This window comes from Pseudomonas sp. D1-36 (genome assembly GCF_051132205.1).
Classification (GTDB): Bacteria; Pseudomonadota; Gammaproteobacteria; order Pseudomonadales; family Pseudomonadaceae; genus Aquipseudomonas.
Window position 1 is genome coordinate 3,752,604 of the sequence record NZ_CP071674.1, and the last position, 24,194, is coordinate 3,776,797.

The following is a 24,194-nucleotide window of genomic DNA, read 5'->3' on the forward strand; positions in this document are numbered from 1 at the left end:
TTTTTAATGCCCGGGATTCGCGGATTTGAGCTGAAAACACTGGTGTGGCGAGGGGAGTTATCCCCTCGCCACAAATGGACCTCACCAACCTGAGGAATCACCCCAACGCCGCAATCGCATCCACCGCCTCTCGAATCAGCGCCGGCCCCTTGTAGATGAAACCCGAATAAACCTGCACCAGGCTTGCCCCAGCGGTGATTTTCTCGGCGGCATGCCGGCCTTCGGTGATCCCGCCCGCCGCAATGATCGGCAAGCGTCCCGCCAGTTCACCCGCCAGGATTTTCACGGTATGGGTGCTCTTGTCACGCACCGGCGCACCAGACAAACCGCCCGCCTCGTCACCGTGTTCCAGCCCTTCGACGCCTTCGCGTCCCAGGGTGGTATTGGTGGCAATCACCGCGTCCATGCCGGTCTCGATCAGGGCCTGGGCCACTTGGACGGTTTCCTCGTCGCTCATGTCCGGGGCGATCTTGATGGCCAACGGAACATGCCGGCCATGGATAACCGCCAGCTCTGCGCGGCGCCGGGCCAGATCGGCGAGCAATTGCTTGAGGGAGTCACCAAATTGCAGGCTACGCAGCCCTGGGGTGTTCGGGGAGCTGACGTTTACGGTGACATAGCTGGCATGGGCGTAGACCTTGTCCAGGCAGATCAGATAGTCGTCGACGGCGCGCTCCACCGGGGTGTCGAAATTCTTGCCGATGTTGATGCCCAGCACGCCCTTGTACTTGGCCGCCGCGACACGGGCCAGCAGATGATCGACGCCCAGGTTGTTGAAGCCCATGCGATTGATGATCGCCTCGGCCTGAGGCAGACGGAACAATCGTGGCTTCGGGTTGCCCGGCTGTGGCCGCGGCGTCACGGTGCCGATCTCGACGAAGCCGAAACCCAGTTGCGCAAAGCCGTCGATGGCGGCGCCATTCTTGTCCAGGCCCGCCGCCAATCCGACCGGGTTGGGAAATTCCAGGCCCATGACCGTCACCGGCAGTTTCGCCGCAGCCTTGCACAGCAGACCGTTGAGGCCCAAGCGCCCGCCCGCGCCGATCAGGTCCAGGGACAGGTCGTGGGAGGTTTCCGGGGAGAGTTTGAACAGCAGTTCACGGGCCAGGGTGTACATGGGCGGCTTTGACTCGGGCGACGAAATGAGGCCGCGATTATAGCCGCGCAACGGCGTCGCAAGCGAGGCGCTCGCACAAAACCGCAGCGCTGGCATATGCCTTGCACCTTTTTGGTCATCAGCGCCCCATGCCAACGACGGAATGAGTGCCGCACTGTTTCAAAGGACAACGGCGTCGGCGTCCGGCCTTCCTTGGCCCGGACACGGCGCTTTTTGATGTGGAAGGTGATATCGATGAATGAAGTTCCAGCCACGCCCCTGGCCTGGGTCAATGGCAGCGATGCCCCGGAAAAAAGCGCGATCAATCTTGGCTTCATGGCCCTGAGCGACTGCGCCCCGGTGGTGGTGGCCGCCACCCAAGGCTTCGCCCAACCCTACGGCCTGACCTTGAACCTCAAGCGCCAGGCGTCCTGGGCCAACCTGCGGGACAAACTGGTCAGTGGCGAAATCGACGCAGCCCACAGCCTGTACGGCCTGATCTATGCCGTGCACCTGGGCATCGGCGGCGTCGCGCCCACCGACATGGCCGTGCTGATGGGGCTGAACCAGAACGGCCAGAGCATCAACCTGTCCCACGGCCTCCAGGCCCAAGGCGTGACCAGTCCTGAGGCACTGGAACAGCACGTGCACCAAACTCGCCCGAAACTGACGTTCGCCCAGACGTTCCCCACCGGCACCCACGCCATGTGGCTCTACTACTGGCTCGCGGCCCAGGGCATTCATCCTTTATCAGATGTCGACAGCGTCGTGGTGCCGCCGCCGCAAATGGTCGCGCACCTGCAAGCTGGTCGTATCGACGGCTTTTGCGTGGGCGAACCCTGGTGCGCCAGCGCGGTGAAGCAGAACCTTGGTTTTACCCTGGCGACCACCCAGACGATCTGGCCCGATCACCCGGAGAAAGTCCTCGCTTGCACCCGCGCTTTCGTCGAGCAATACCCCAATACCGCCCGGGCATTGGTCATGGCGATCCTCGAAGCCAGCCGTTTCATCGAGCAAAGCGTCGAGAACCGTCGCAGTACCGCGCAATTGCTCAGCGCGCCCGAATACCTCGATGCGCCGCTGGAATGCATCGAGCCGCGCCTGCTGGGCATCTACGCCGACGGCCTGGGCAACAGCTGGCAGGATCCCCATGCCATGCGCTTCCACGGAGGCGGCGAGGTGAACCTGCCATACTTGTCCGACGGCATGTGGTTCATGACACAGTTCCGCCGCTGGGGCCTGCTGCGCGAAGACCCGGACTACCTGGCCGTCGCGCGCCAGGTCCAGCAACTCGAGCTGTACCGTGAAGCCGCTGCGACACTGGGCATGACGCCCCCAGGCCAGGACATGCGCAGCAGCCAACTGATCGACGGCACCACCTGGGACGGCACGGACCCGGCCGGGTACGCCCGCAGCTTCAAACTGCACGCCTTGAGCGATGCGGCTCCCCTTCTCGCCAGCCGCTGACAGGAGCCACGATTATGCTGCGTATCCTGCTGATCAACGACACCGCGAAAAAAGTCGGCCGCCTTAGAGCGGCCTTGATTGAGGCCGGCTTTGAAGTGATCGACGAATCCGGCCTGACCATCGACCTGCCAGCGCGCGTCGAAACGGTGCGTCCGGACGTGATCCTGATCGATACCGAGTCACCCGGACGCGATGTGATGGAGCAAGTAGTGCTTGTCAGTCGCGACCAGCCGCGACCGATCGTCATGTTTACCGACGAGCACGATCCGGATGTGATGCGTCAGGCCATCAAGTCGGGTGTGAGTGCCTACATCGTCGAAGGCATCCACGCCGCGCGCCTGCAACCGATCCTTGATGTCGCCATGGCGCGCTTCGAAAGCGACCAGGCCCTGCGCGCCCAACTGCTGGCCCGCGACCAGCAACTGGCTGAACGCAAGCGCATCGAACTGGCCAAGGGCATGCTGATGAAGATGAAAGAGTGCAACGAGGAACAGGCCTACACGCTGATGCGCCGCCAGGCCATGAGCCGCCAGCAGAAGCTGATCCAGGTGGCGGAGCAGATCATTGCGATGAATGAATTGCTTGGCTGAAAGCCTTGTAGTGCCTGGCCTGCCCCATTCGCGAGCAGGCTCGCTCCCACAGAATCGGTGAACGCCTCAAATCCCCATGTGGGAGCGAGCCTGCTCGCGATAGCCATCCCCCTCCCTCGGGTTGGCACAGATCTCGCTTAAGCAACCCCACAGGTAACCAACGGCGGTTGCCCCACCTACGACAAAGACGTCGCACACCCTCTTGCCACTCAGGCAATCCGGGTTGCGGCGTTTTTTTGTTTTGGTCCCGCGGGACCGGTGGTGCGACCACAGGCGGCGCACTGCTCAAAGCACTGACTCATTTCTCGAGACTTTTACAGCTGAGGTGCGCGATGAATTCAAGCTTCTGGAAATCCGGCCACACCCCGACATTGTTCGCGGCCTTCCTCTATTTCGACCTGAGCTTCATGGTCTGGTACCTGCTTGGCCCGTTGGCGGTGCAGATCTCTGCCGACCTGCACCTGACCACGCAACAGCGCGGCCTGATGGTCGCCACCCCGATCCTCGCCGGTGCCGTACTGCGCCTGTTCATGGGCCTGCTGGCCGACCGGATTTCGCCGAAGACCGCCGGCATGGTCGGTCAGGTGATCGTCATTGGTGCGCTGTTCTGCGCCTGGAAACTGGGCATCCACAGCTACGAGCAAGCGCTGCTGCTAGGCCTGTTCCTCGGTGTGGCCGGCGCTTCGTTCGCCGTGGCCCTGCCGCTGGCCTCCCAGTGGTATCCGCCGCAGCACCAGGGCAAGGCCATGGGCATCGCCGGGGCTGGCAACTCGGGCACCGTGCTCGCCGCATTGATCGCACCGGTCATGGCCGTGGCCTTCGGCTGGACCAACGTGTTCGGCTTCGCGCTGATCCCGCTGGTGCTGACCCTGGTCCTCTTCGCCTGGCTGGCCAAGAACGCCCCTGAGCGCCCCAAGGCCAAATCCATGGCCGACTACCTCAAGGCCCTGGGCGACCGGGACAGCTGGTGGTTCATGTTTTTCTATAGCGTGACCTTCGGCGGCTTCATCGGCCTGGCCAGCGCCCTGCCCGGCTACTTCAATGACCAATATGGCCTGAGCCCGGTCACGGCCGGCTACTACACCGCCGCCTGCGTCTTTGGTGGCAGCCTCATGCGCCCATTGGGCGGCGCCCTGGCGGACCGTTTCGGCGGCATCCGCACCTTGCTCGGCATGTACACCGTCGCGGCCGTCTGCATCGCTGCGGTGGGGTTCAACCTGCCAAGTTCCTACGCGGCATTGGCTTTGTTCGTCTGCACCATGCTTGGCCTGGGTGCGGGCAACGGCGCGGTGTTCCAACTGGTGCCACAACGTTTCCGTCGGGAAATCGGCGTGATGACCGGGCTGATCGGCATGGCCGGCGGCATCGGCGGCTTCGCCCTCGCGGCGGGCATGGGCGCGATCAAGCAGAGCACCGGCAGCTACCAGTTGGCGTTGTGGTTGTTCGCCAGCCTTGGTGTCCTGGCCTGGTTCGGCCTGCACGGCGTCAAGCGTCGCTGGAGAACTACTTGGGGTTCGGCCGCCGTCACCGCTGCTCGGGTCTGACCGCCCATCATGAGCCTGCAATTGAGTTTTGCCGAAGCCAGTGCCATCGGCCCACGGGAGGAGAACCAGGACGCCCTGCGCCTGGTGACCCCTGCCCCGGCCTTGGCCGCCAGCAAGGGTTACCTGTTCGCCATCGCCGACGGTGTGAGCCAATGCGCCGATGGCGGGTTGGCGGCGCGCTCTACTTTGCAGGCACTGGCGCTGGACTACTACGCCACGCCGCAAACCTGGGGCGTGGCCCAGGCACTGGACCGGCTGCTGTCGGCGCAGAACCGCTGGCTGCAGGCCAACGGTGGCGGGCAGCCGCTGCTCACCACCGTCAGTGCCCTGGTGCTGCGGGGCCGGCGCTTCACCCTCGCCCATGTCGGCGATTGCCGGGTCTACCGCTGGCACGCCGACAACCTGCAACGGGTCAGCGAAGACCATGTCTGGGAACAACAGGGCATGCAGCATGTGCTCAAGCGCGCCCTGGGGTTGGATCAGCACCTGATCCTCGATTTCCTGGACGGGGAGCTACACGAAGACGAAACCTTCGTGCTGCTCAGCGACGGTGTCTGGGCGGTACTCGGGGACACGGCCATCGCCGGCATCCTGCGCGACCAGCCGGACCTCAATCTCGCCGCGCAGACGCTGGTCAACGCCGCGCATCTGGCCGGTAGCCAGGACAACGCCAGCGCGCTGCTGGTGCGGGTCGATGCGGTGGGCGAAGCGAGCATCGGCGACGCGTTGATCCAATTGCAGCAGTGGCCCCTGCCACCTGCGCTGAAGTCGGGCCAAGTGTTCGAGGGCTGGCAGATCGAAGGCGCGCTCGGCCAGAGCCAGCAGTCGTTGCTCTACCGGGTACGCGATGGCCAGGGCCAACCCTGGCTGCTGAAAACCTTGCCCGGGCAGTTACGGGACGACACCCGGGCCGGCCAGGCGCTGCTATCGGAAGAATGGTTTCTCAAGCGGGTCGCGGGCAGGCAATTTCCGGAGGTGCATGGCGTGCCTCAGCGCCAGCATCTGTACTACGTGATGCGCGAATACCCGGGCGCGACCCTGGCCGAGCTGTTCAACCAGGGCGGTCCGCTGTCGCTGGCCCAATGGCAAGACCTGGCGCAGCGGTTGGTGCGAGCGGTGGGTCTGCTGCATCGAAGGCAGATCTACCACCGCGACATCAAGCCGGAAAACCTGCACCTGGGAGACGATGGCGAATTGCGCCTGCTGGATTTTGGCCTCGCGTACTGCCCCGGCCTGTCCGAGGACCAGGCCAACGTGCTGCCCGGAACGCCCAGCTACATTGCCCCGGAAGCCTTCGGCGGCAACGCCCCTACGGCGCAACAGGATTTGTATGCGGTCGGCGTGACCTTGTATTTCCTGTTGACGGGGCACTATCCCTACGGCGAAATCGAAGCCTTCCAGCGCCCGCGTTTTGGCGTGCCGATCAACGCCAGCCGCTATCGACCGGACCTTGCCGAATGGCTTGGACAAAGCCTGGAACGGGCCGTGGCGGCAGACCCCGCGCAGCGCTTTGAAACAGCCGAGGAATGGCTGTTGGTTCTGGAACAGGGCGAGCGGCGCAGCATGAGCGTAAGGCCCAGACCTTTGCTCGAGAGGGAGCCGCTGAAGGTCTGGCGGACGTTGGCGCTGGTGTCGTTGGTGGTGAATGTGGTGCTGCTGTTCCTGGTGTTTAACAGCTGAAATCCGGTCGCCCCCCATCGCGAGCAAGCTCGCTCCCACACTGGATCCTCAGTGGAAACAAAACCTGTGGGAGCGAGCTTGCTCGCGATGGCGGCCTGTCTACCACTACAAAGCTATCGGCCCCACGCTCCATTAGCGAGCAACACGCTTTGATTCGGTGCAATAAATTCCCCTCGGTTTCACCCGACCCGCCGATCACCCAACAAATCCGCGTTCCCGAAGCACTTGGCACAACCACTGCATAACCTCTCTCACCATACATAAAGCAACGCTTCAACGATGAAGGCGGTGCTTCCCGAGAGAACGGGACCAGGACAAAGGCGTCCTCGCTAGCTGTGCTAGCGGGACGCCTTTTTTTGTTTTCGAAAAATTGTCGAGCCAGCCTGACCGCCGTGATGAAACAGGCCTGAGCTTGCGGAGAACCCTGATGAAAAAACTCAAACTGGTAATGATCGGCAACGGCATGGCCGGGGTTCGAACCCTCGAGGAACTGCTCAAGTTGAGCAATGAGCTCTACGACATCACTGTGTTCGGCGCCGAGCCCCACGCCAACTACAACCGCATCCTGCTCTCACCCGTGCTCGCCGGGGAACAGACGTTCGAAGAAATCGTGCTCAACGACCTGAACTGGTATCAGGAAAACAACATCAAGCTGTTGCTCAACCGCAAGGTAGTAGAGATCGACCGGGTCAAGCGCCGGGTTATCGCCGAAGACGGCAGCGAAGCCGAATACGACCGCTTGCTCATCGCCACCGGTTCCACGCCGTTCATCCTGCCGATCCCCGGCAATACCCTCAATGGCGTGATCGGCTACCGCGACATCGCCGACACCCAGGCGATGATCGACACCGCCAGGACCCATAAACACGCTGTGGTGATCGGTGGCGGCCTGCTGGGCCTGGAAGCCGCCAACGGCCTGAAGCTGCGCGGCATGGACGTGACCGTCGTGCACATCGGCGAATGGCTGCTGGAACGGCAATTGGACAAGACCAGCGGCCAACTGCTGCAAACCGCCCTGGAAAGCCGTGGCCTGAAATTCCGTCTCAGCGAACAGACCCAGGCCCTGCATGACGCCGGCAATGGCCGTGTCGGCTCGGTACAGTTCAAGAACGGCGACGTCATTCCCGCCGACCTGGTGGTGATGGCCGCTGGCATCCGTCCCAACACCGAGCTGGCGGAAAAATGCGGCATCCCGTGCAACCGCGGGATCCTGGTCAACGACACGATGCAGACCTACGACCCACGCGTTTACGCCATCGGCGAATGCGCCAGCCACCGTGGCACCGCTTATGGCCTGGTGGCGCCGTTGTTCGAACAGGCAAAAGTCTGCGCCAACCACCTCGCGCAACTGGGTTTCGCCACTTACAAGGGGTCAGTCACGTCGACCAAGCTGAAAGTCACCGGCATCGACCTGTTCTCCGCCGGCGACTTCATGGGCGGCGAAGGCACCGAGACCATCACCCTTTCCGACCCGATCGGCGGCGTCTACAAAAAGCTGGTGATCAAGGATGACGTGCTGGTCGGTGCCTGTCTGTACGGCGATACGGCGGATGGCGGCTGGTATTTCCGCCAGATCCGTGAGAATCACGCCATCAGCGAGATCCGCGACCACCTCATGTTCGGCGAAAACGCACTTGGCGATGTAGGCCATCAGGGCCAGGACAAAGCCATGAGCATGGCCGACACTGCCGAAGTCTGCGGCTGCAACGGCGTGTGCAAGGGCACCATCGTCAAGGCGATCCAGGAACACGGGCTGTTCAGCGTCGATGACGTGAAGAAACACACCAAGGCCGCCAGTTCCTGCGGCTCCTGCGCCGGCCTGGTGGAGCAGATCCTGATCAACACCGTGGGCGGCGCGGCGGACGTCAAGCCGAAAAGCGAGAAAGCCATCTGCGGCTGCAGCGACCTCAACCACGGCCAGATTCGCCAGGCGATCCGCGACCAGCATCTGCTGACCATCGCCGGAACCATGAGCTACCTGAACTGGCGCACCCCGAACGGCTGCGCCACCTGCCGACCTGCGCTGAACTATTACCTGATTTCCACCTGGCCCGGCGAAGCCCAGGACGATCCGCAGTCGCGCCTGATCAACGAACGCGCCCACGCCAATATCCAGAAAGACGGTACCTACTCCGTAGTGCCGCGGATGTGGGGCGGCGTGACCAACCCGTCCGAGCTGCGGCGCATTGCCGATGTCGCCGACAAGTACAACGTGCCCATGGTCAAGGTCACTGGCGGTCAGCGCATCGACTTGCTGGGCATCAAGAAGCAAGACCTGCCCGGCGTGTGGAAAGACCTCGATATGCCGTCCGGCCATGCCTACGGCAAATCCATCCGCACGGTGAAGACCTGCGTGGGCAGTGAGTTCTGCCGCTTCGGCACGCAGAACTCCACCCAGCTTGGCATCGAGCTGGAACATGACTTGTTCAATATGTGGTCGCCGCACAAAGTGAAGCTGGCTGTCTCCGGTTGCCCTCGCAACTGCTCGGAAGCAGGCATCAAGGACGTAGGCATTATCGGCGTCGATTCCGGCTGGGAGATGTACATCGGCGGCAACGGCGGGATCAAGACCGAGGTCGCCGAGTTTTTCGTCAAGCTCAAGACCGCCGAAGAAGTACGCGAATACAACGGTGCTTTTCTTCAGCTGTACCGCGAGGAAGCCTTCTACCTCGAACGCACCGTGCACTACATGCAGCGGGTCGGCATGGAGCACATCAAGAAAGCGGTATTGGAAGACCCGGAGCGGCGCAAGGCCCTCAACGAACGTCTGAAGTTTTCCCTGTCCCTGGAACAGGACCCTTGGAAACAGCGGCTGGAACAGCCTCAACTGAAAAAAGAGTTCGAGGCCATCCCCGTGAAAAACCTGGAGGTGCCGGCATGAACTGGCTGGATATCTGCGCGTTGGACGAAATCAACGCCCTGGGCTCACGCATCATCCAGGGGCCGAAGGGCGATATCGCGATTTTTCGTACCAGCGACGATGAAGTTTTCGCACTCGACGACCGCTGCCCGCACAAGGGCGGCCCATTGTCCCAAGGCCTGATCTACGGCAAGCGCGTGGCCTGCCCGCTGCACAACTGGCAGATCGACCTGGAAACCGGCCTGGCCCAAGCCCCGGACGTGGGTTGCGCCCACCACCATGCGGCCCGGGTAGAGAACGGCCGGGTCATGCTGGCCCTGCGGGAAGCAAGCTCATGAGCCGCCAGACCACAGCCTCGACCTGCTGTTATTGCGGGGTCGGTTGCGGCGTGTTGATCGAGCATGACGGCGAGCGGATCCTCGGCGTCAGTGGCGATCCTGCCCATCCGGCCAACTTCGGCAAACTGTGCAGCAAGGGCTCGACGCTGCACCTGACCGGCGACCTCGCCGCCCGCGCGCTCTACCCCGAGCTGCGCCTGGGCAAAGGCCTGGCCCGGGCCCGCACCGACTGGGACAGTGCGCTGGATCATGCTGCCAGTATTTTCGCCGAGACCATCGCCGAGCACGGCCCGGACAGCGTGGCCTTCTACATCTCCGGTCAATTGCTCACCGAGGATTACTACGCCTTCAACAAACTCGCCCGGGCTCTGGTGGGCACCAACAATATCGACAGCAACTCGCGGCTGTGCATGTCCTCCGCCGTGGTGGGCTACAAGCGAAGCCTCGGCGCCGACGCCCCACCTTGCAGCTACGAGGACCTGGAACTGAGCGACTGCGTGATGATCGTCGGCAGTAACATGGCCTACGCCCACCCGATCCTGTTTCGTCGCCTCGAAGAAGCCAAATCCCGCCGGCCAGAGATGAAAATCATCGTCATCGACCCCCGGCGCACCGACACCTGCGACCTGGCGGACCTGCACCTGGCGATCCTGCCGGGCACCGACGTCGCATTGTTCCATGGGATTTTGCACCTGCTGTTGTGGGAAGACTGGATTGATCGCAGTTTCATCAAGGCACACACCGAAGGCCTCGCGGACCTGAAGAACCTGGTACGCGACTACACGCCCGCCATGGTCGCCCAGCTGTGCGGTATCAGTGTCGAGCAACTGCACCAATGCGCCGAATGGGTCGGCACCTCTCCCAGTTTCCTGTCGTTGTGGTGCATGGGCCTGAACCAGTCCACCGCCGGCAGCGCCAAAAACAGCGCACTGATCAACCTGCACCTGGCCACCGGACAGATCGGCCGTCCGGGCGCGGGCCCGTTTTCCTTGACCGGCCAGCCCAACGCCATGGGCGGCCGCGAAACGGGCAGTCTGTCCAACCTGCTGCCCGGTCATCGCGAAGTAGCCAACCCGGAACATCGCGCTGAAGTAGCCGATTACTGGGGCGTCGAACAATTGCCGGCAACCCCCGGCCTCAGCGCCATCGAGTTGTTCGAGCAGGTGCGCAACGGCAAGATCAAGGCGCTGTGGATCGCCTGCACCAACCCGGCCCAATCAATGCCTGACCAGGCCGCCATACGCGAAGCCCTGCAAGCCTGCCCATTCGTGGTATTGCAGGAGGCTTTCCGCACCACCGAGACCGCCACCTTCGCCGACCTGCTGCTGCCAGCGGCCAGTTGGGGTGAGAAAGAAGGCTCGGTCACCAACTCCGAGCGGCGCATTTCACACGTTCGCCGGGCAATAAACGCACCGGGTGAAGCACGTCCGGACTGGGCCATTACTGTGGATTTCGCACAACGCCTGGAAAAACGTCTGCGCCCTACCTCCTCAAGCCTGTTCGGCTTCGAAACACCGGCGCAACTGTTCGATGAATACAAGCAGCTGACCCGTGGTCGCGACCTGGACCTGTCCGGTATCAGCCACGCGCTGATCGATCAGCTTGGCCCCCAGCAATGGCCTTTCCGCGAAGGCGCTACGGTCGGCACCGCCCGTTTATACGTAGACGGCGTGTTTCCTACGGAAAGCGGCCGGGCTCGGTTTGTAGCCGACCCCTATCGCGCCGCCAAGGAATTGCGTGACGCGCGCTATCCGTTGACCCTGAACACCGGCCGCTTGCGTGACCAGTGGCACGGCATGAGCCGCACCGGCACCGCCGCGCAATTGTTTGGCCATGTCAACGAAGCGGTGCTCAGCCTGCATCCCGACGAGCTGCTTCGCCATCGCCTGCAAGCGGGCGACCTGGTCAGCCTCAAAAGCCGTCGCGGCAGCCTGATCGTGGCGGTGGACAGCGACGAAAGCGTGCGCCCCGGACAGGCATTCCTGCCCATGCACTGGGGCGACCGGTTTCTCAAGGGCGGGGTCAACGTCCTGACTCAACCGGCGTTCGACCCTTTGTCGAAGCAGCCGGAGCTCAAGCACAGCGGCGTGCGCCTGGAACCGGTGAACCTGCCATGGCAGCTTTTCGCCTTGGTCGAAGGCGATGTTCAACAGCATCTGGAGACTTTGCGTCCTCTGTGTGAGGCGTTTGCCTACGTCAGCCTTAGCCTTACCGGACGTGAACGTCCCGCATTGCTGATTCGCGCCGCCAGCGCTGCTGCGCCCGCACCGCAACTGCTCCAGGCGATCGACGAGCAACTCGGCCTTATCGACGGGCCCGTCTTGGCCTATGACGATCCGCGCCGCTCCATTGGCAAGCGGGTGCGGATCGAAAACGGCCGCATCACGGCCATTCGGCTGGCCGGAGAAACCCTGGCTCGCCATTGGCTGCAGAACCTGTGGCTCGAAGGTCGCGCCGACGAGCAACTGCGGCGCTGGCTGCTGGCCCCCTTGAGCGCGCCACCGGGCAACACCGGTGCCGCCATGGGCGGCGGGAAAACCCTGTGCAATTGCATGAATGTCAGCCAGCGCGCGGTTTGCGCGGGTATCGAGCGCGGCCTGGATCTGCAGGGCCTGAAAAACGAACTGGGTTGCGGCACACAGTGCGGTTCCTGCGTACCGGAAATCAAACGCCTGCTGGTTGCCAACGCGCAACCGCTGGCGGCTATCTCGTGAGGAAAACACTATGAACGCAAAAGTCTGGCTGGTAGGTGCGGGTCCTGGCGACCCTGAATTGCTGACCCTCAAAGCCGTGCGCGCCATGGGCGAAGCCGACGTCGTGTTGATCGATGACCTGGTCAACGAGGCAGTGCTGGAACATTGTCCGGGCGCACGCATCATCGCCGTGGGCAAGCGCGGCGGTTGCCGCTCCACGCCACAAGCGTTCATTCATCGACTGATGCTGCGTTATGCCCGCCAAGGCAAATGCGTGGTACGCCTCAAGGGCGGCGACCCGTGCGTTTTCGGCCGGGGCGGCGAAGAAGCGCAGTGGCTGCGCGAACACGGGGTCGAGGTGGAACTGGTCAATGGCATCACGGCGGGTCTTGCCGGAGCCACCCAATGCGATATTCCACTGACCTTACGCGGCGTTGCCCGTGGCGTGACGCTGGTCACTGCCCATACCCAGGACGGCAGCAGCCTGAACTGGCAAGCCCTGGCCCAGGGCGGGACGACCCTTGTGGTGTATATGGGGGTGGCGAAACTGAGCGAGATCCGTGAGCAATTGCTGGCGGGCGGTATGGCGGCGAATACACCGGTCGCCATGATTGAAAACGCCTCCCTGCCCCACCAGCGCGACTGCCGCAGCGACCTGGCATCGATGGAAACCGACGCCAGCGCGTTTCAACTCAAGAGTCCGGCGATCCTGGTGATTGGTGCGGTGGCGGGTGTTGCCGAATTGCCCGTTTCTGCGCAGACCATGGCCCAGGCTCTAGCGGTCTAACTTACGACGATTACCAATGTGGGAGCGAGCCTGCTCGCGATTGCAATCGATCAGCCACTTGCAGGGTGACTGATACACCGCAATCGCGAGCAAGCTCGCTCCCACAGGTCCTGCACAAGCCGTCCCATTAAATCCCAGACAAAGAAAAACCCGGCCTAAGCCGGGTTTTTCTAGTGCTGTGGGCTAATTACTTAGCTTGAGCTTCAACCTGCGCTTCTACGCGACGGTTGACTGCACGACCAGCTTCAGTGGCGTTGTCGGCAACTGGGCGGGATTCGCCGTAGCCAACAGACTGAACGCGGGACGATTCAACACCGTACTGGTTGGTCAGAACTTGCTTAACGGCGTTTGCACGACGCTCAGACAGTTTCTGGTTGTAAGCGTCAGGACCGACGGAGTCAGTGTGACCTTCAACAGTGGTGCTGGTGGATGGGTACTGCTTCATGAAATCAGCCAGGTTCTTGATGTCGCCATAGCTGTTTTCTTTAACGACCGACTTGTCGAAGTCGAACTTGACGTCCAGCTCAACACGTACGACTTCAGCAACAGCTGGGCAGCCATCAGCGTCAACGGTTACGTTGGCTGGGGTGTCAGGGCACTTGTCGACGTTGTCGCACACGCCATCGTTGTCGCTGTCGGAGCAGACTTCAGCAGGTGCTGGAACTGGAGCAGCAGCTGGCTTGGAGCCGCCACCGAAGTTCACACCGATACCGACGCTAGGAGCCCACTCGGTGTCGCCCTGGTCGATGTTGTACTGAGCTTCAACGCCAGCACGGGCGTAGAAGTTGTCGGTGAAATACAGCTTGGCGCCGCCACCAACGTTGGCGAAGGTAGAACGGTTACGACCGTTGCTGCCATTCTGGTCGATGCTCTGGTCGGAGAAACCGGCCGAAACGTAAGGACGCAGCATGTCGCCTGGGTTGTTGAAGTGGTACAGAGCGTCCAGAGCGGTGTTCGCGCCCTTGACGTTGGTGCCATCGTCGGTACGTGCGTTGTGCACTTCGTCGTAGGCCAGACGCAGTTCAACGTCGTCGGTCAGGAAGTAACCAACCGAACCGCCGAACAGGTTGCCGTTGTTCTTGAAATCACGAGCGCTGTCGAACATTTCTTTCTTGGCGAAGCCTTCGATTTCAACTGCGCCTTGGCCTTGTGCCAGAGCGCCGAACGAAGTGGCAGCAATCAAAGAACCAATGGCAAAGCCCAAGGTGTTTTTCAGTTTCATCCGTTAAATCCCCATCTGGTGATTGTGAAGCAGTCCCGCAAACCGGGGGACAACTCGGCGGCAAGTCTATCAGAACTTGCCTACACGTAAGAGATATTTGCGCTGAACTAAGTTTCAGCTATGCCCGCAAATTTCTCACGCAGCTTATCGAGCGCGCGCTTATAACGCATTTTTGTCGCGCTCAGACCCATGTGCATTATGTCTGCGATCTCCTGGAATTCCAGTTCTGCGACAAATCGTAGCACCAGAATTTCCCTGTCGATCGGGTTCACATAAACCAGCCAGCGATCGAGTCCACCCTTTTCCTCGGGCTTGGGCGCCTTTTCCTCGGACGCTTCCTCGAGAGGGTCAAGGCTCAACGCGTCCATCAACCGACGCTTTCGCCGCTCCTTGCGATACTGTGTGATGCATTCGTTGTAGGTGATGCTATATAGCCACGTCTTGAACTTCGATTTCCCCTCGAAGTTCTTCAAGCCGTACAGCACCTTCAACATCACCTCCTGACAGACATCATCAGCATCACGATCGTTCCCAAGATATCTTGCACAAACGTTAAATAATGTTCGCTGGTAACGGCGCATCAACTCTTCGTATGCGCGTGTGACGTGAAACAGCTCCGAATGCGCGCGCGCGACCAACTCCTCATCGGAGAGATCACGGGGGTCGTAGCGCGTGGATAGCGATTGGGGTTTGTTCAAAACAAGTCGGGCCGACAGTCTAGGTCAATGTGCGCCGCAGCCTGCGGTACCAGGCATTTTGCGGCGGCATACATTAGCAGGATTTGCCGGGTTAGCGGCTACTCACATGCTGTTCCAGCAGAATCCGATTGGACAGCGACACCAGCTCGCCTTCCTCGGTCAGCAATGTAGTCTTCACCGTGCCGATCTCTTCGATCTGGCCTTCGACCTCTCCAACACGCACTTGTTGCCCAACCTCGTAGAGCTCACGCACATAGATTCCCGCAAGAATCTGACCGGCGATTTCCCGGCTTCCCAACCCCATGGCCAGCGCAACCGCCAGACCAACGGTAATCAAGACAATCACAATCACATGGTTGAGCAGGTCAGTCTTGACCTCCAACTGGCTGATCGCGACCGAAATACTGATGATGATCACCAGGCCCTGGGCAATCCGTCCAAGTCCCGAAGCATAATCGAGCCCGACACCTTCGGCGGCGCCGCGCACCAGGCCGTTGGCCAATTGCGCCAGCAACACGCCCACCAGCAACACCAAGGCAGCGCCGAACACCTTCGGCAAATACAGCGCCAGCATGTCCAGGGTCGCTGAAACGCGCTCCAGGCCCAGGGACTCAGCCGCGGAAACCAGGAATATAAGCAGCACGAACCAATAGACGATCTTGCCCACCAAGGTCGAGATCGGAACCTGGATGCCGCCACGGGACAAAAGCTTGGTCAGGCCGGTGCCGCCCATCAGGCGATCGAGGCCCAATTTGGCGAGCAGCTTGGACAGCAACGTGTCCAGCAGCTTGGCCACGACAAAACCCAACAACAGCACCACCAAGGCGCCGAATAGATTGGGAATAAAGTTAGCTATCTTGGTCCACAACGCAGTCATTGCCGTGACGAGGCTCTGGGTCCAGAGATCAAGTTCCATATTCAGTCAGCCTTATCAGCGGTGCGAGTAACAGGTTTGCGACGGGAAACCGGCGAGACGTGGGCCGACCCGTTGTTCAGGGCGATCATCAGCGCTGGCACCCAACGGCCCAGCAGGCTGAACAGATCGCCGGCGCCCACCTGGCGGTTGGCGGTTTTGAGTACACGGCCCAGGCATGCATCGTCGTCCCGGCTGGACGGCGAGGCCTTGAGCATGTCGCGCAGAGACTGTTCAAACGGATCGTGCATACGCACCTCTCGTGATGTCTGTGGAAGACGCGATCAGATTTCGTCGGGTCACATGAAACCCCATCACACCCAACGCAAACGGCGAAACAGCCACCATTGCCCCAGCGCAACGCAGACCATCAGCAGGCAAGCGACGAGGAAACCATAGGGGCTCTCGGAAAACGGAATGCCGCCGACATTGATGCCCAGCAGCCCCGTGAGGAAACTCATCGGCAGGAAGATCCCAGTGATGATGCCGAAGCGGTACATGGTGCGGTTCATGCGCACTGAAAGGCGCCGGTCCTCGGCCTCCAGTACCAGCCCCACGCGCTCGCGAGTCAGTTCCAGCTCTTCGAGGTAGCGGGTCAGGCTGTTGTTCAATTCATTCCAGTAGTCACCGTCGTCCTCGACGAACCAGGGCAACTTGATTCGCGACATCTGGCCGAAAATATCCCGTTGCGGCGCCAGGAATCGCTTCAGCCCGGCAGCCCGGCGACGGATGTGCAAAATGGCATCGTGCTCAGGCGTATACCGTTCGTCGGTATCGAGCTTTTCTTCCTCGGTGTCGACAATTTCCGACAGGCACGTCACCAGGTCCTGCACCTTATTGGTCAGGTACTGCGCCATATAAAGGATGAGTTCCGAAGCTGTCCGGGGCCCCTTGCCCTCGGACAGCTCGGCCAGCAGCTCATCGGTGGCGCGCAAAGGGCGCAGCCGCAGGGAAATCACTCGCTGCGCCGCCGCAAAGATGCGCACCGACACCATGTCTTCCGGCTCGGCCCCCGGATTGAGGTTGATCCCACGCAAAAACAGCAGCAGTTCGGCGTTGGGCAACGGCAGCAGTCGTGGACGGGTGTTCTCTTCAAGCAGCAGATCGCAGTTGAATTCACTCAAACCACTGGATTTGCGCAGCCACGTATGGGTTTGCGGATGACTGCGGTCCCAATGCAGCCACAGGCTTTCATGGGCCTGCAGCTGCAGATCGTCAAGTTCGGTCCGGGCTATCGAACGCGCGCCACCTTTACCATCCAGCACCAGGGCATGCACCAGCCCCCATTGCGCGTTTTCTTCCTCGAACATCCTCATCCCTTATGGCTGCAACGCTTTATTCAGGCATCTTCAACGGGCTCGGCGAGACAATCACGCCGTTATTGTCCGCATAGACATATTCACCCGGACGGAACGTCACGCCAGCAAAGGTGACCGCCACATTGAGATCGCCGATGCCACGCTTGTCGGTCTTCATCGGATGGCTGGCCAGGGCCTGGACGCCGAGGTCGGTCTGGGCAATGACGTCGACGTCGCGGATGCAACCGTAGATCACCAACCCTTCCCAACCATTTTTCGCGGCCTTTTCCGCCAGCATGTCTCCCAGCAGCGCCCGACGCAGGGAACCGCCGCCGTCGACCACCAGCACCTTGCCGTCCCCCTTGAGCTCGACCTGTTCCTTGACCAGGGAATTGTCTTCGAAACACTTGATGGTCACTATCTCGCCACCAAAGGAATCGCGGCCGCCGAAATTGCTGAACATCGGTTCCACCACTTGCACGAGGTCTGGATAGGCATCGCACAGGTCAGGCGTGAGGTAATGGTTCATCGAACAACTCCTGTATGGGCTGGAACGTCGGGCTGAAGTGAACCGCTGTTTGTGACCGGAACAGCGGAACGCGTCATATCTTAGCCGCAAGCAGTCCAGAGCGAAATGCCCACCTCAGAGCCTTCGCGTCAAACCGCCTCCGCCAGGTGGGGTTGATCCGCCGGCAACGGTCCGCGCTGATCCTCCAGCCACCGAGCCACCAATGGCCAGACCTCGGCCTGGGCGGCTTTACTGACGAGCATTTCGACGTGGCCGAAATCATCGCCGAAGCCTTGTTCGCGCCCAAGGCAGACAAATTGCTTGTGCTCGGAACCGATCTGCTCGAACAGTTTGCGGCATGCCCAGGTAGGATCCTGCTGATCGCCGGCGGCGCTCACCGCCAGCACCGGCACCTGCACGTCGGCCAGGCCCGCCCACCAGTTTTTCTCGGCATCGCCGAAACGCCCGAACAGGCCATACCAGCGCAGGCTCTCCAGGGCCAGGCCGATGGGCTCATCTTCTGGGCCGCGCTTGAGCCTTGAACCGGACAAATGGGCGAAACGCTTGAGGATGAAGCGCCCGCTCCATTCAACCGGGGGAATTTTCAGTGGCCAATAGGTACGGCTGACCTGTGTACCAAAAAATGCCGCCGATGCAACGGCAGGCGCGCCCAGGTAATGGCCGCCCAAGGCCGCTGCCAGGGTGATGCCGCCCAGCGAGTGACCGATCCAATGGGGCACCTGCCCGCTCTGCTCGCGCACGAAGGCGCCGATGGCCGGCAAGTCATACCGGGCGTAGTCGGCCACGCGGTTGTTGCGGTAGCCCTGGTTTCGTTGGGATAAGCCATGCCCGCGCATTTCGGGAATCCAGACATCGAACCCCAACCGCGCCAGGTGCGCCCCCAGCCCCAGCCCCTTGGGCGAATACCAGAAGCGACGGTTGGAAAAATTGCCGTGCAACAGGATCACCGGGACACCCCGGGTTTCGCCGACATCGGCCATGCCCAGCCGGGTGACGGCCAGCTCGACGCTGTAGTCGGGGCTGTTACCGGGTTTCAAACGATAGACATCTTCGCTCAGATCGCCACGCCGCTCGGCGCTGATCAGGGCGACAGGAAATAGGTTGCTGCTGCTTTGCATGATCTTCTTGCACAAAAAAGGGCGGCTTCCAAATGGAGCCCGCCCTACTTCAAATCAAAAGGGGCCGGAAGACTGGCCGCCGGATACCACAAGGAATTACCCCGGCTTACATTACCGATCAGGCCCCTTCACTCGATCAGACCGCAGCCTGCCCCTCAGCCAGGAAGAACCAGGTTTCCAGTACCGAGTCCGGGTTCAACGAAACGCTTTCGATACCCTGCTCCATCAGCCACTTGGCCAGGTCCGGGTGGTCCGAAGGGCCCTGGCCGCAGATGCCGATGTACTTGCCGGCCTTGTTGCAGGCGGCGATAGCATTGGCCAACAGCTTCTTGACCGCCGGGTTACGTTCGTCAAACAGGTGGGCGATGATCCCCGAATCGCGGTCCAGACCCAAGGTCAGTTGGGTCAGGTCGTTGGAGCCGATGGAGAAGCCGTCGAAGAACTCGAGGAATTCTTCGGCCAGGATCGCGTTGGACGGCAGTTCGCACATCATGATGACGCGCAGGCCATTCTGGCCACGGGCCAGGCCGTTTTTCGCCAACAGGTCGACCACTTGGCTCGCCTCGCCGAGGGTGCGCACGAACGGCACCATGATCTCGACGTTGGTCAGGCCCATCTCGTTACGCACGCGCTTGAGGGCACGGCATTCGAGTTCGAAGCAATCGCGGAACGATTCGCTGATGTAGCGCGACGCACCACGGAAGCCCAGCATCGGGTTCTCTTCTTCGGGCTCGTAGAGTTTGCCACCGATCAGGTTGGCGTATTCGTTGGACTTGAAGTCCGACAGCCGCACGATGACTTTCTTCGGCCAGAACGCCGCCGCCAGGGTGCTGATGCCTTCCACGAGCTTCTCGACGTAGAAACCGACCGGGTCGTCGTAGCCGGCAATGCGCTTGTCGACGCTGTCCTTGATGTCCTGTGGCAGGCCGTCATAGTTCAGCAGTGCCTTGGGGTGCACGCCGATCATGCGGTTGATGATGAACTCCAGGCGGGCCAGGCCCACGCCGGCGTTCGGCAGCTGCGCGAAGTCGAAGGCACGGTCCGGGTTGCCGACGTTCATCATGATCTTGAACGGCAGCTCCGGCATGGCGTCCACGGAGTTCTTCTTGATGTCGAAGCCCAACTCGCCTTCGAAGATGTAGCCGGTGTCGCCTTCGGCGCAGGAAACGGTCACGCCCTGGCCGTCCTTGAGCAGTTCGGTGGCATTGCCGCAACCGACCACGGCCGGAATGCCCAGCTCACGGGCGATGATCGCCGCGTGGCAAGTGCGTCCACCGCGGTTGGTGACAATGGCGCTGGCGCGCTTCATCACCGGTTCCCAGTCCGGGTCGGTCATGTCGGAGACCAGCACGTCGCCGGCCTGGACCTTGTCCATCTCCGAGACGTCCTTGATGATCCGCACCTTGCCGGCGCCGATGCGCTGGCCGATTGCGCGGCCTTCCACCAGCACGGTGCCGGTTTCCTTGAGCAGGTAGCGCTCCATGACGTTGGCCTGGGTGCGGCTCTTCACGGTTTCCGGACGGGCCTGCACGATGTACAGCTTGCCGTCGTCGCCGTCCTTGGCCCACTCGATGTCCATCGGGCACTTGTAGTGCTTCTCGATGATCATCGCCTGCTTGGCCAGCTCGCTGACTTCGGCGTCGGTCAGGCAGAAGCGCGCGCGATCAGCCTTGTCGACATCGACGGTCTTGACCGAACGACCCGCCTTGGCTTCGTCGCCATAGACCATCTTGATGGCCTTGCTGCCCAGGTTGCGGCGCAGGATGGCCGGACGACCGGCTTCCAGGGTGCCCTTGTGGACATAGAATTCATCGGGGTTCACCGCGCCTTGCACGACGGTTTCACCCAGGCCATAGGCGCCGGTGATGAACACGACGTCACGAAAGCCCGACTCGGTGTCGAGGGTGAACATCACGCCGGCGGTGCCGGTTTCGGAGCGGACCATGCGCTGCACACCGGCGGACAGGGCGACCAGTTTGTGGTCGAAGCCCTGATGCACGCGGTAGGAAATGGCACGGTCGTTGAAAAGGGAGGCGAAGACTTCCTTGGCGGCTCGGATGACGTTTTCCACGCCACGGATATTCAGGAAAGTCTCCTGCTGGCCGGCGAACGAGGCGTCCGGCAAGTCTTCGGCGGTGGCCGAGGAGCGTACGGCGACAGCGATGTCGGGGTTGCCTTCGGAGAGCTTGGCAAAAGCCGTGCGGATTTCGCTGTTCAGCTTCTCGGGAAACTCGGCTTCCATGATCCATTGGCGGATCTGGGCACCGGTCTTGGCCAGGGCATTGACGTCATCGACGTCCAGGGCGTCGAGCGCATCGTGGATCTGCTGGTTCAGGCCGCTCAGTTCCAGGAAGTCACGATAAGCCTGGGCGGTCGTGGCGAAGCCACCCGGCACCGATACTCCGGCGCCCGCGAGCTTACTGATCATCTCGCCCAGGGATGCGTTCTTGCCCCCCACATGCTCTACATCATGGACGCCGAGCTTATCGAGGGAAACTACGTACTCTACCAAGGTGATCTCTCCACTGACTGTGTTGGAAAAGCTCAAGGTACCGGCGGCTCCAGGGGAGCGCTCACCGGCGATATGGCCTGGACCTGGAAAATAAGTGAGAATGCGGGCCACGGGCGGCCGGCAAATCGCGCCTATCATATCCAAGAATCGTGACTAGCTCACTAGCTTAAGGCCCAAGGCGCAAATGAAACGATCTGCTTTCTTTATCTCCGACGGCACCGGCATCACGGCCGAAACGCTGGGCCAGAGCCTGTTGGCGCAGTTCGAGAACATTACCTTCACCAAGCTGACACGCCCCTACATAGACAGCGTCGACAAGGCGCGGGCCATGGTACAGCAAATCAATAAAGCCGCCGAAAACGACGGTTTTCGCCCGATTATCTTCGACACCATCGTCAATCAGGACATCCGTGAGATTCTCGCAACGTCCAATGGTTTCATGATCGACATTTTTTCCACGTTCCTGGCGCCCCTGGAACAGGAACTGAGCGAACATTCTTCCTATTCGGTCGGCAAGTCCCATTCCATTGGTCACAACTCCAACTACATGGAGCGGATCGAGGCGGTCAACTTTGCGCTGGACAACGATGACGGCGCCCGCACGCATTATTACGACAAGGCCGACCTGATCCTAGTGGGTGTGTCGCGGTGTGGTAAGACGCCGACGTGTCTGTACATGGCGATGCAGTTCGGCATCCGCGCGGCCAACTATCCGTTGACCGAAGACGACATGGAGCGCCTGCAACTGCCCAATGCGTTGCGCGCCCACCAGCACAAACTGTTCGGCCTGACCATCGACCCGGACCGCCTCACCGCGATCCGCAACGAACGCAAGCCCAACAGCCGCTATTCGAGCTACGCCCAGTGTGAGTTCGAAGTGCGCGAAGTGGAAAACCTGTTCCGGCGGGAGAACATTCCCCATATCAACTCCACGCATTTTTCCGTGGAAGAGATATCGGCGAAGATCCTGGTGGAGAAAGGCGTGGAGCGGCGGTTCAAATAAAACCCGCAACACCACAAAGCCCTGCGGGAGCGAGCCTGCTCGCGATAGCATCACCTTGGTCTGACTGAAAGACCCAGTTGCCTGCATCGCGAACAGGCTCGCTCCCACATGTGTCCGCGGTCTACTGCGCTAAGGCCGCCTGCTCTTCCATCTTCTTGCGCAAACTCAACGGGCGCATGTCGGTCCAGACCTCTTCGATATACGCCAGGCATTCCTTCTTGAAGCCGCTTTTGCCGACCGTACGCCAGCCTTCCGGGATGGCTTTGTAGTCCGGCCAGATCGAATATTGTTCTTCGTGGTTGACCACGACCTGGAAGAGGATGTCCTCGCGATCGAATACTGAAGTCATGGTGTTTCTCCGTCATTGCTCAAGGTTCGCCGCGCCACGGGCGCAGCCAAGTTATGAAAGGAACGTACCGGGCCGAGGGAAAATTAGGCATCGGCCACGGCGGCTTCCAGGGCGCGCCGGAAAATGTCGGCGACCCGATCGATTTCCGTCGCCGTGATAATCAATGGCGGCAGGAACCGCACCACGCCGCCCTGTCGGCCGCCCAATTCCAGGATCAGCCCACGCTTGAGGCACTCGCGCTGCAAGCGTGGCGCCAGACGCGCATGCACCGGTGGGTGACCCTGGGTGTCCGGCACGCCCGCAGGGTCGACCAACTCGACGCCGAGCATCAGGCCGCGACCGCGAATATCGCCCATCTGCGGGAAATCCCGTTGCAGGATTAGCAAATGCTCGCTCAAGCGCTCGCCCATGGCGGTGGCGTGGGCCGGCAGGTCGTGTTCCACCAGATAACGCATCACAGCGCAACCGGCTGCCATGGCCATCTGGTTGCCCCGGAACGTGCCGGCATGGGCGCCCGGCGCCCAGGTGTCGAGCCAGTCGCGATACACCACGACCGCCAGCGGCAGGCTGCCGCCGATGGCCTTGGACAGCACGACCACGTCCGGGACGATTCCGGCATGCTCGAAGGCGAACATCTTGCCGGTCCGGCCGAAGCCACTCTGGATTTCATCGACAATCAACGCCACCCCGGCCTGCTCGGTGATCCGCCGCAAGCCACGCAGCCAGTCGAGGTCGGCCGGTACGACGCCGCCCTCGCCCTGCACCACTTCGACGATGACGGCCGCTGGCAATTGCACGCCGGCCTCCGGATCGTTCAGCAGGTTTTGCAGATAATGCAGGTTGGCCTTGACGCCTTCCGCGCCACCCAAACCGAACGGGCAGCGGTAATCGTAGGGATACGGCATGAACTGCACGCCGTTGCTGAGCAAGGCGCCCAAGGGCTTCTTCGGCCCCAGGCTGCCCATCAGGCTCAACGCACCCTGGCTCATTCCGTGATAGCCACCCTGGAACGACAGCACCGTGCTACGCCCCGTCGCGGTACGTACCAGCTTGAGCGCCGCTTCTACGGCGTCGGTGCCGGTGGGGCCGCAGAACTGGATCTTCGCCTCGGCGACCAGGGCTGCCGGCAACAGGCCGAACAGATCCTGGACAAAGCGGTCCTTCACCGGCGTGGTCAGGTCCAGGGTATGCAGGGGCAGTTCATCGGCAAGCACTTGCCGGATCGCCTCGATCACTACCGGGTGGTTGTGCCCGAGCGCCAGCGTGCCGGCGCCAGCCAGGCAATCGATGAAAGTACGGCCCTCGACGTCTTCGACGTACAGCCCCTTGGCGCGTTTGAGCGCCAGGGGTATGCGTCGGGGATAACTGCGTGCATTGGATTCCTGGCGGTTCTGGCGCGCCAGCAACGGTGATTCGTCGAATTGGTAAAGCGTCTCGACCGGCGTGGAGCCGCCTCGTACTGTCGACGCTTCGATAGGACTTGTGACTGACATGTTC

The 24,194-nt window shown here is 61.5% G+C and carries 20 protein-coding genes; 9 read left to right on the plus strand and 11 right to left on the minus strand.

Going from position 1 to position 24,194, the window contains the following annotated elements; translation table 11 throughout:
* Positions 1–97: 97 nt before the first annotated feature.
* The gene (locus J3P76_RS16620) at positions 98–1,117 is read right to left on the minus strand and encodes a quinone-dependent dihydroorotate dehydrogenase (RefSeq protein WP_434610490.1); all 1,020 of its coding nucleotides are present in this window, start codon (positions 1,115–1,117) and stop codon (positions 98–100) included.
* Between the two features lie 234 nt (positions 1,118–1,351).
* Between J3P76_RS16620 and J3P76_RS16625 the strand changes: the two genes are divergently transcribed.
* From J3P76_RS16625 to cobA, 8 genes are all read left to right on the plus strand, one after another.
* On the plus strand, positions 1,352–2,563 hold the full coding sequence (locus J3P76_RS16625) for a CmpA/NrtA family ABC transporter substrate-binding protein (RefSeq protein ID WP_434700994.1): 1,212 nt from the start codon (positions 1,352–1,354) through the stop codon (positions 2,561–2,563).
* Between the two features lie 14 nt (positions 2,564–2,577).
* Positions 2,578–3,153, plus strand: a complete 576-nt coding sequence (locus J3P76_RS16630; protein WP_420764740.1) for an ANTAR domain-containing response regulator — start codon at positions 2,578–2,580, stop codon at positions 3,151–3,153.
* Between the two features lie 332 nt (positions 3,154–3,485).
* Positions 3,486–4,697 (plus strand): nitrate/nitrite transporter, encoded by a 1,212-nt coding sequence (locus J3P76_RS16635; protein ID WP_025212688.1) that lies wholly within the window; start codon positions 3,486–3,488, stop codon positions 4,695–4,697.
* A 9-nt stretch (positions 4,698–4,706) separates the two neighbouring features.
* Positions 4,707–6,377 (plus strand): protein kinase domain-containing protein, encoded by a 1,671-nt coding sequence (locus J3P76_RS16640; RefSeq protein ID WP_434610487.1) that lies wholly within the window; start codon positions 4,707–4,709, stop codon positions 6,375–6,377.
* A gap of 427 nt (positions 6,378–6,804) precedes the next feature.
* Positions 6,805–9,258 carry a nitrite reductase large subunit NirB gene (gene nirB, locus J3P76_RS16645; protein ID WP_434700995.1) on the plus strand — a complete coding sequence of 818 codons (2,454 nt, stop codon included), beginning with the start codon at positions 6,805–6,807 and terminating at the stop codon, positions 9,256–9,258.
* On the plus strand, positions 9,255–9,575 hold the full coding sequence (nirD, locus tag J3P76_RS16650; protein ID WP_420764744.1) for a nitrite reductase small subunit NirD: 321 nt from the start codon (positions 9,255–9,257) through the stop codon (positions 9,573–9,575). The genes nirB and nirD overlap by 4 nt, the downstream gene beginning before the upstream one ends.
* Positions 9,572–12,289, plus strand: a complete 2,718-nt coding sequence (locus J3P76_RS16655; protein ID WP_434700996.1) for a nitrate reductase — start codon at positions 9,572–9,574, stop codon at positions 12,287–12,289. The genes nirD and J3P76_RS16655 overlap by 4 nt, the downstream gene beginning before the upstream one ends.
* Positions 12,290–12,299: 10 nt before the next feature.
* Positions 12,300–13,055 carry a uroporphyrinogen-III C-methyltransferase gene (gene cobA, locus J3P76_RS16660; RefSeq protein ID WP_434675107.1) on the plus strand — a complete coding sequence of 252 codons (756 nt, stop codon included), beginning with the start codon at positions 12,300–12,302 and terminating at the stop codon, positions 13,053–13,055.
* A 187-nt stretch (positions 13,056–13,242) separates the two neighbouring features.
* Here cobA and J3P76_RS16665 read toward each other — a convergent pair whose 3' ends face one another.
* The 8 genes from J3P76_RS16665 to ppsA all read right to left on the minus strand — a co-directional run bounded on the left by J3P76_RS16665 (position 13,243) and on the right by ppsA (position 21,345).
* Positions 13,243–14,277, minus strand: coding sequence for an OmpA family protein (locus tag J3P76_RS16665; RefSeq protein ID WP_058542369.1), 1,035 nt, complete (start codon positions 14,275–14,277; stop codon positions 13,243–13,245).
* A 107-nt stretch (positions 14,278–14,384) separates the two neighbouring features.
* Positions 14,385–14,975: an RNA polymerase sigma factor SigX gene (sigX, locus tag J3P76_RS16670; RefSeq protein WP_420764747.1), complete on the minus strand. Its 591-nt coding sequence runs from the start codon at positions 14,973–14,975 to the stop codon at positions 14,385–14,387.
* 91 nt (positions 14,976–15,066) lie between these two features.
* Complete coding sequence (locus tag J3P76_RS16675) at positions 15,067–15,891, minus strand: mechanosensitive ion channel family protein (protein ID WP_045155488.1); 825 nt, start codon at positions 15,889–15,891, stop codon at positions 15,067–15,069.
* A gap of 2 nt (positions 15,892–15,893) precedes the next feature.
* Positions 15,894–16,139 carry a CrfX protein gene (locus J3P76_RS16680; protein WP_420764748.1) on the minus strand — a complete coding sequence of 82 codons (246 nt, stop codon included), beginning with the start codon at positions 16,137–16,139 and terminating at the stop codon, positions 15,894–15,896.
* 63 nt (positions 16,140–16,202) lie between these two features.
* Entirely contained in the window at positions 16,203–17,198 is a 996-nt protein-coding gene (locus J3P76_RS16685) for a zinc transporter ZntB (RefSeq protein ID WP_420764749.1), read from the minus strand.
* A 25-nt stretch (positions 17,199–17,223) separates the two neighbouring features.
* Positions 17,224–17,715: a ribonuclease E activity regulator RraA gene (gene rraA, locus J3P76_RS16690; protein WP_420764750.1), complete on the minus strand. Its 492-nt coding sequence runs from the start codon at positions 17,713–17,715 to the stop codon at positions 17,224–17,226.
* 128 nt (positions 17,716–17,843) lie between these two features.
* Positions 17,844–18,833 (minus strand): alpha/beta fold hydrolase, encoded by a 990-nt coding sequence (locus tag J3P76_RS16695; RefSeq protein ID WP_434628388.1) that lies wholly within the window; start codon positions 18,831–18,833, stop codon positions 17,844–17,846.
* A 136-nt stretch (positions 18,834–18,969) separates the two neighbouring features.
* The gene (gene ppsA / locus J3P76_RS16700; RefSeq protein ID WP_434611545.1) at positions 18,970–21,345 is read right to left on the minus strand and encodes a phosphoenolpyruvate synthase; all 2,376 of its coding nucleotides are present in this window, start codon (positions 21,343–21,345) and stop codon (positions 18,970–18,972) included.
* Positions 21,346–21,529: 184 nt separating this feature from the next.
* Here ppsA and ppsR point away from each other — a divergent pair, with 184 nt between their 5' ends.
* Complete coding sequence (ppsR, locus tag J3P76_RS16705) at positions 21,530–22,348, plus strand: posphoenolpyruvate synthetase regulatory kinase/phosphorylase PpsR (RefSeq protein WP_420764752.1); 819 nt, start codon at positions 21,530–21,532, stop codon at positions 22,346–22,348.
* Between the two features lie 121 nt (positions 22,349–22,469).
* Here the strand turns inward: ppsR and J3P76_RS16710 are convergent, their stop codons facing one another.
* Both J3P76_RS16710 and J3P76_RS16715 read right to left on the minus strand, forming a co-directional pair.
* Positions 22,470–22,697 (minus strand): MbtH family protein, encoded by a 228-nt coding sequence (locus J3P76_RS16710; protein ID WP_420764753.1) that lies wholly within the window; start codon positions 22,695–22,697, stop codon positions 22,470–22,472.
* Between the two features lie 83 nt (positions 22,698–22,780).
* A complete protein-coding gene (locus J3P76_RS16715) occupies positions 22,781–24,190 on the minus strand; it encodes an aspartate aminotransferase family protein (RefSeq protein WP_434563195.1) in 1,410 nt (469 codons plus the stop codon).
* Between the last annotated feature and the right edge of the window lie 4 nt (positions 24,191–24,194).

What these genes read in the sequence shown, in the direction of transcription:
- cobA (WP_434675107.1), top strand. Translation starts at nt 12,300, where the DNA reads ATGAACGCAAAAGTCTGGCTGGTAGGTGCGGGTCCTGGCGACCCTGAA.
- J3P76_RS16685 (WP_420764749.1), bottom strand. Translation starts at nt 17,198, where the DNA reads ATGTTCGAGGAAGAAAACGCGCAATGGGGGCTGGTGCATGCCCTGGTG.
- J3P76_RS16680 (WP_420764748.1), bottom strand. Translation starts at nt 16,139, where the DNA reads ATGCACGATCCGTTTGAACAGTCTCTGCGCGACATGCTCAAGGCCTCG.
- J3P76_RS16655 (WP_434700996.1), top strand. Translation starts at nt 9,572, where the DNA reads ATGAGCCGCCAGACCACAGCCTCGACCTGCTGTTATTGCGGGGTCGGT.
- rraA (WP_420764750.1), bottom strand. Translation starts at nt 17,715, where the DNA reads ATGAACCATTACCTCACGCCTGACCTGTGCGATGCCTATCCAGACCTC.
- J3P76_RS16710 (WP_420764753.1), bottom strand. Translation starts at nt 22,697, where the DNA reads ATGACTTCAGTATTCGATCGCGAGGACATCCTCTTCCAGGTCGTGGTC.
- J3P76_RS16640 (WP_434610487.1), top strand. Translation starts at nt 4,707, where the DNA reads ATGAGCCTGCAATTGAGTTTTGCCGAAGCCAGTGCCATCGGCCCACGG.
- J3P76_RS16675 (WP_045155488.1), bottom strand. Translation starts at nt 15,891, where the DNA reads ATGGAACTTGATCTCTGGACCCAGAGCCTCGTCACGGCAATGACTGCG.
- J3P76_RS16620 (WP_434610490.1), bottom strand. Translation starts at nt 1,117, where the DNA reads ATGTACACCCTGGCCCGTGAACTGCTGTTCAAACTCTCCCCGGAAACC.
- nirD (WP_420764744.1), top strand. Translation starts at nt 9,255, where the DNA reads ATGAACTGGCTGGATATCTGCGCGTTGGACGAAATCAACGCCCTGGGC.
- J3P76_RS16630 (WP_420764740.1), top strand. Translation starts at nt 2,578, where the DNA reads ATGCTGCGTATCCTGCTGATCAACGACACCGCGAAAAAAGTCGGCCGC.
- J3P76_RS16625 (WP_434700994.1), top strand. Translation starts at nt 1,352, where the DNA reads ATGAATGAAGTTCCAGCCACGCCCCTGGCCTGGGTCAATGGCAGCGAT.
- ppsR (WP_420764752.1), top strand. Translation starts at nt 21,530, where the DNA reads ATGAAACGATCTGCTTTCTTTATCTCCGACGGCACCGGCATCACGGCC.
- J3P76_RS16665 (WP_058542369.1), bottom strand. Translation starts at nt 14,277, where the DNA reads ATGAAACTGAAAAACACCTTGGGCTTTGCCATTGGTTCTTTGATTGCT.
- J3P76_RS16635 (WP_025212688.1), top strand. Translation starts at nt 3,486, where the DNA reads ATGAATTCAAGCTTCTGGAAATCCGGCCACACCCCGACATTGTTCGCG.
- nirB (WP_434700995.1), top strand. Translation starts at nt 6,805, where the DNA reads ATGAAAAAACTCAAACTGGTAATGATCGGCAACGGCATGGCCGGGGTT.
- J3P76_RS16715 (WP_434563195.1), bottom strand. Translation starts at nt 24,190, where the DNA reads ATGTCAGTCACAAGTCCTATCGAAGCGTCGACAGTACGAGGCGGCTCC.
- J3P76_RS16695 (WP_434628388.1), bottom strand. Translation starts at nt 18,833, where the DNA reads ATGCAAAGCAGCAGCAACCTATTTCCTGTCGCCCTGATCAGCGCCGAG.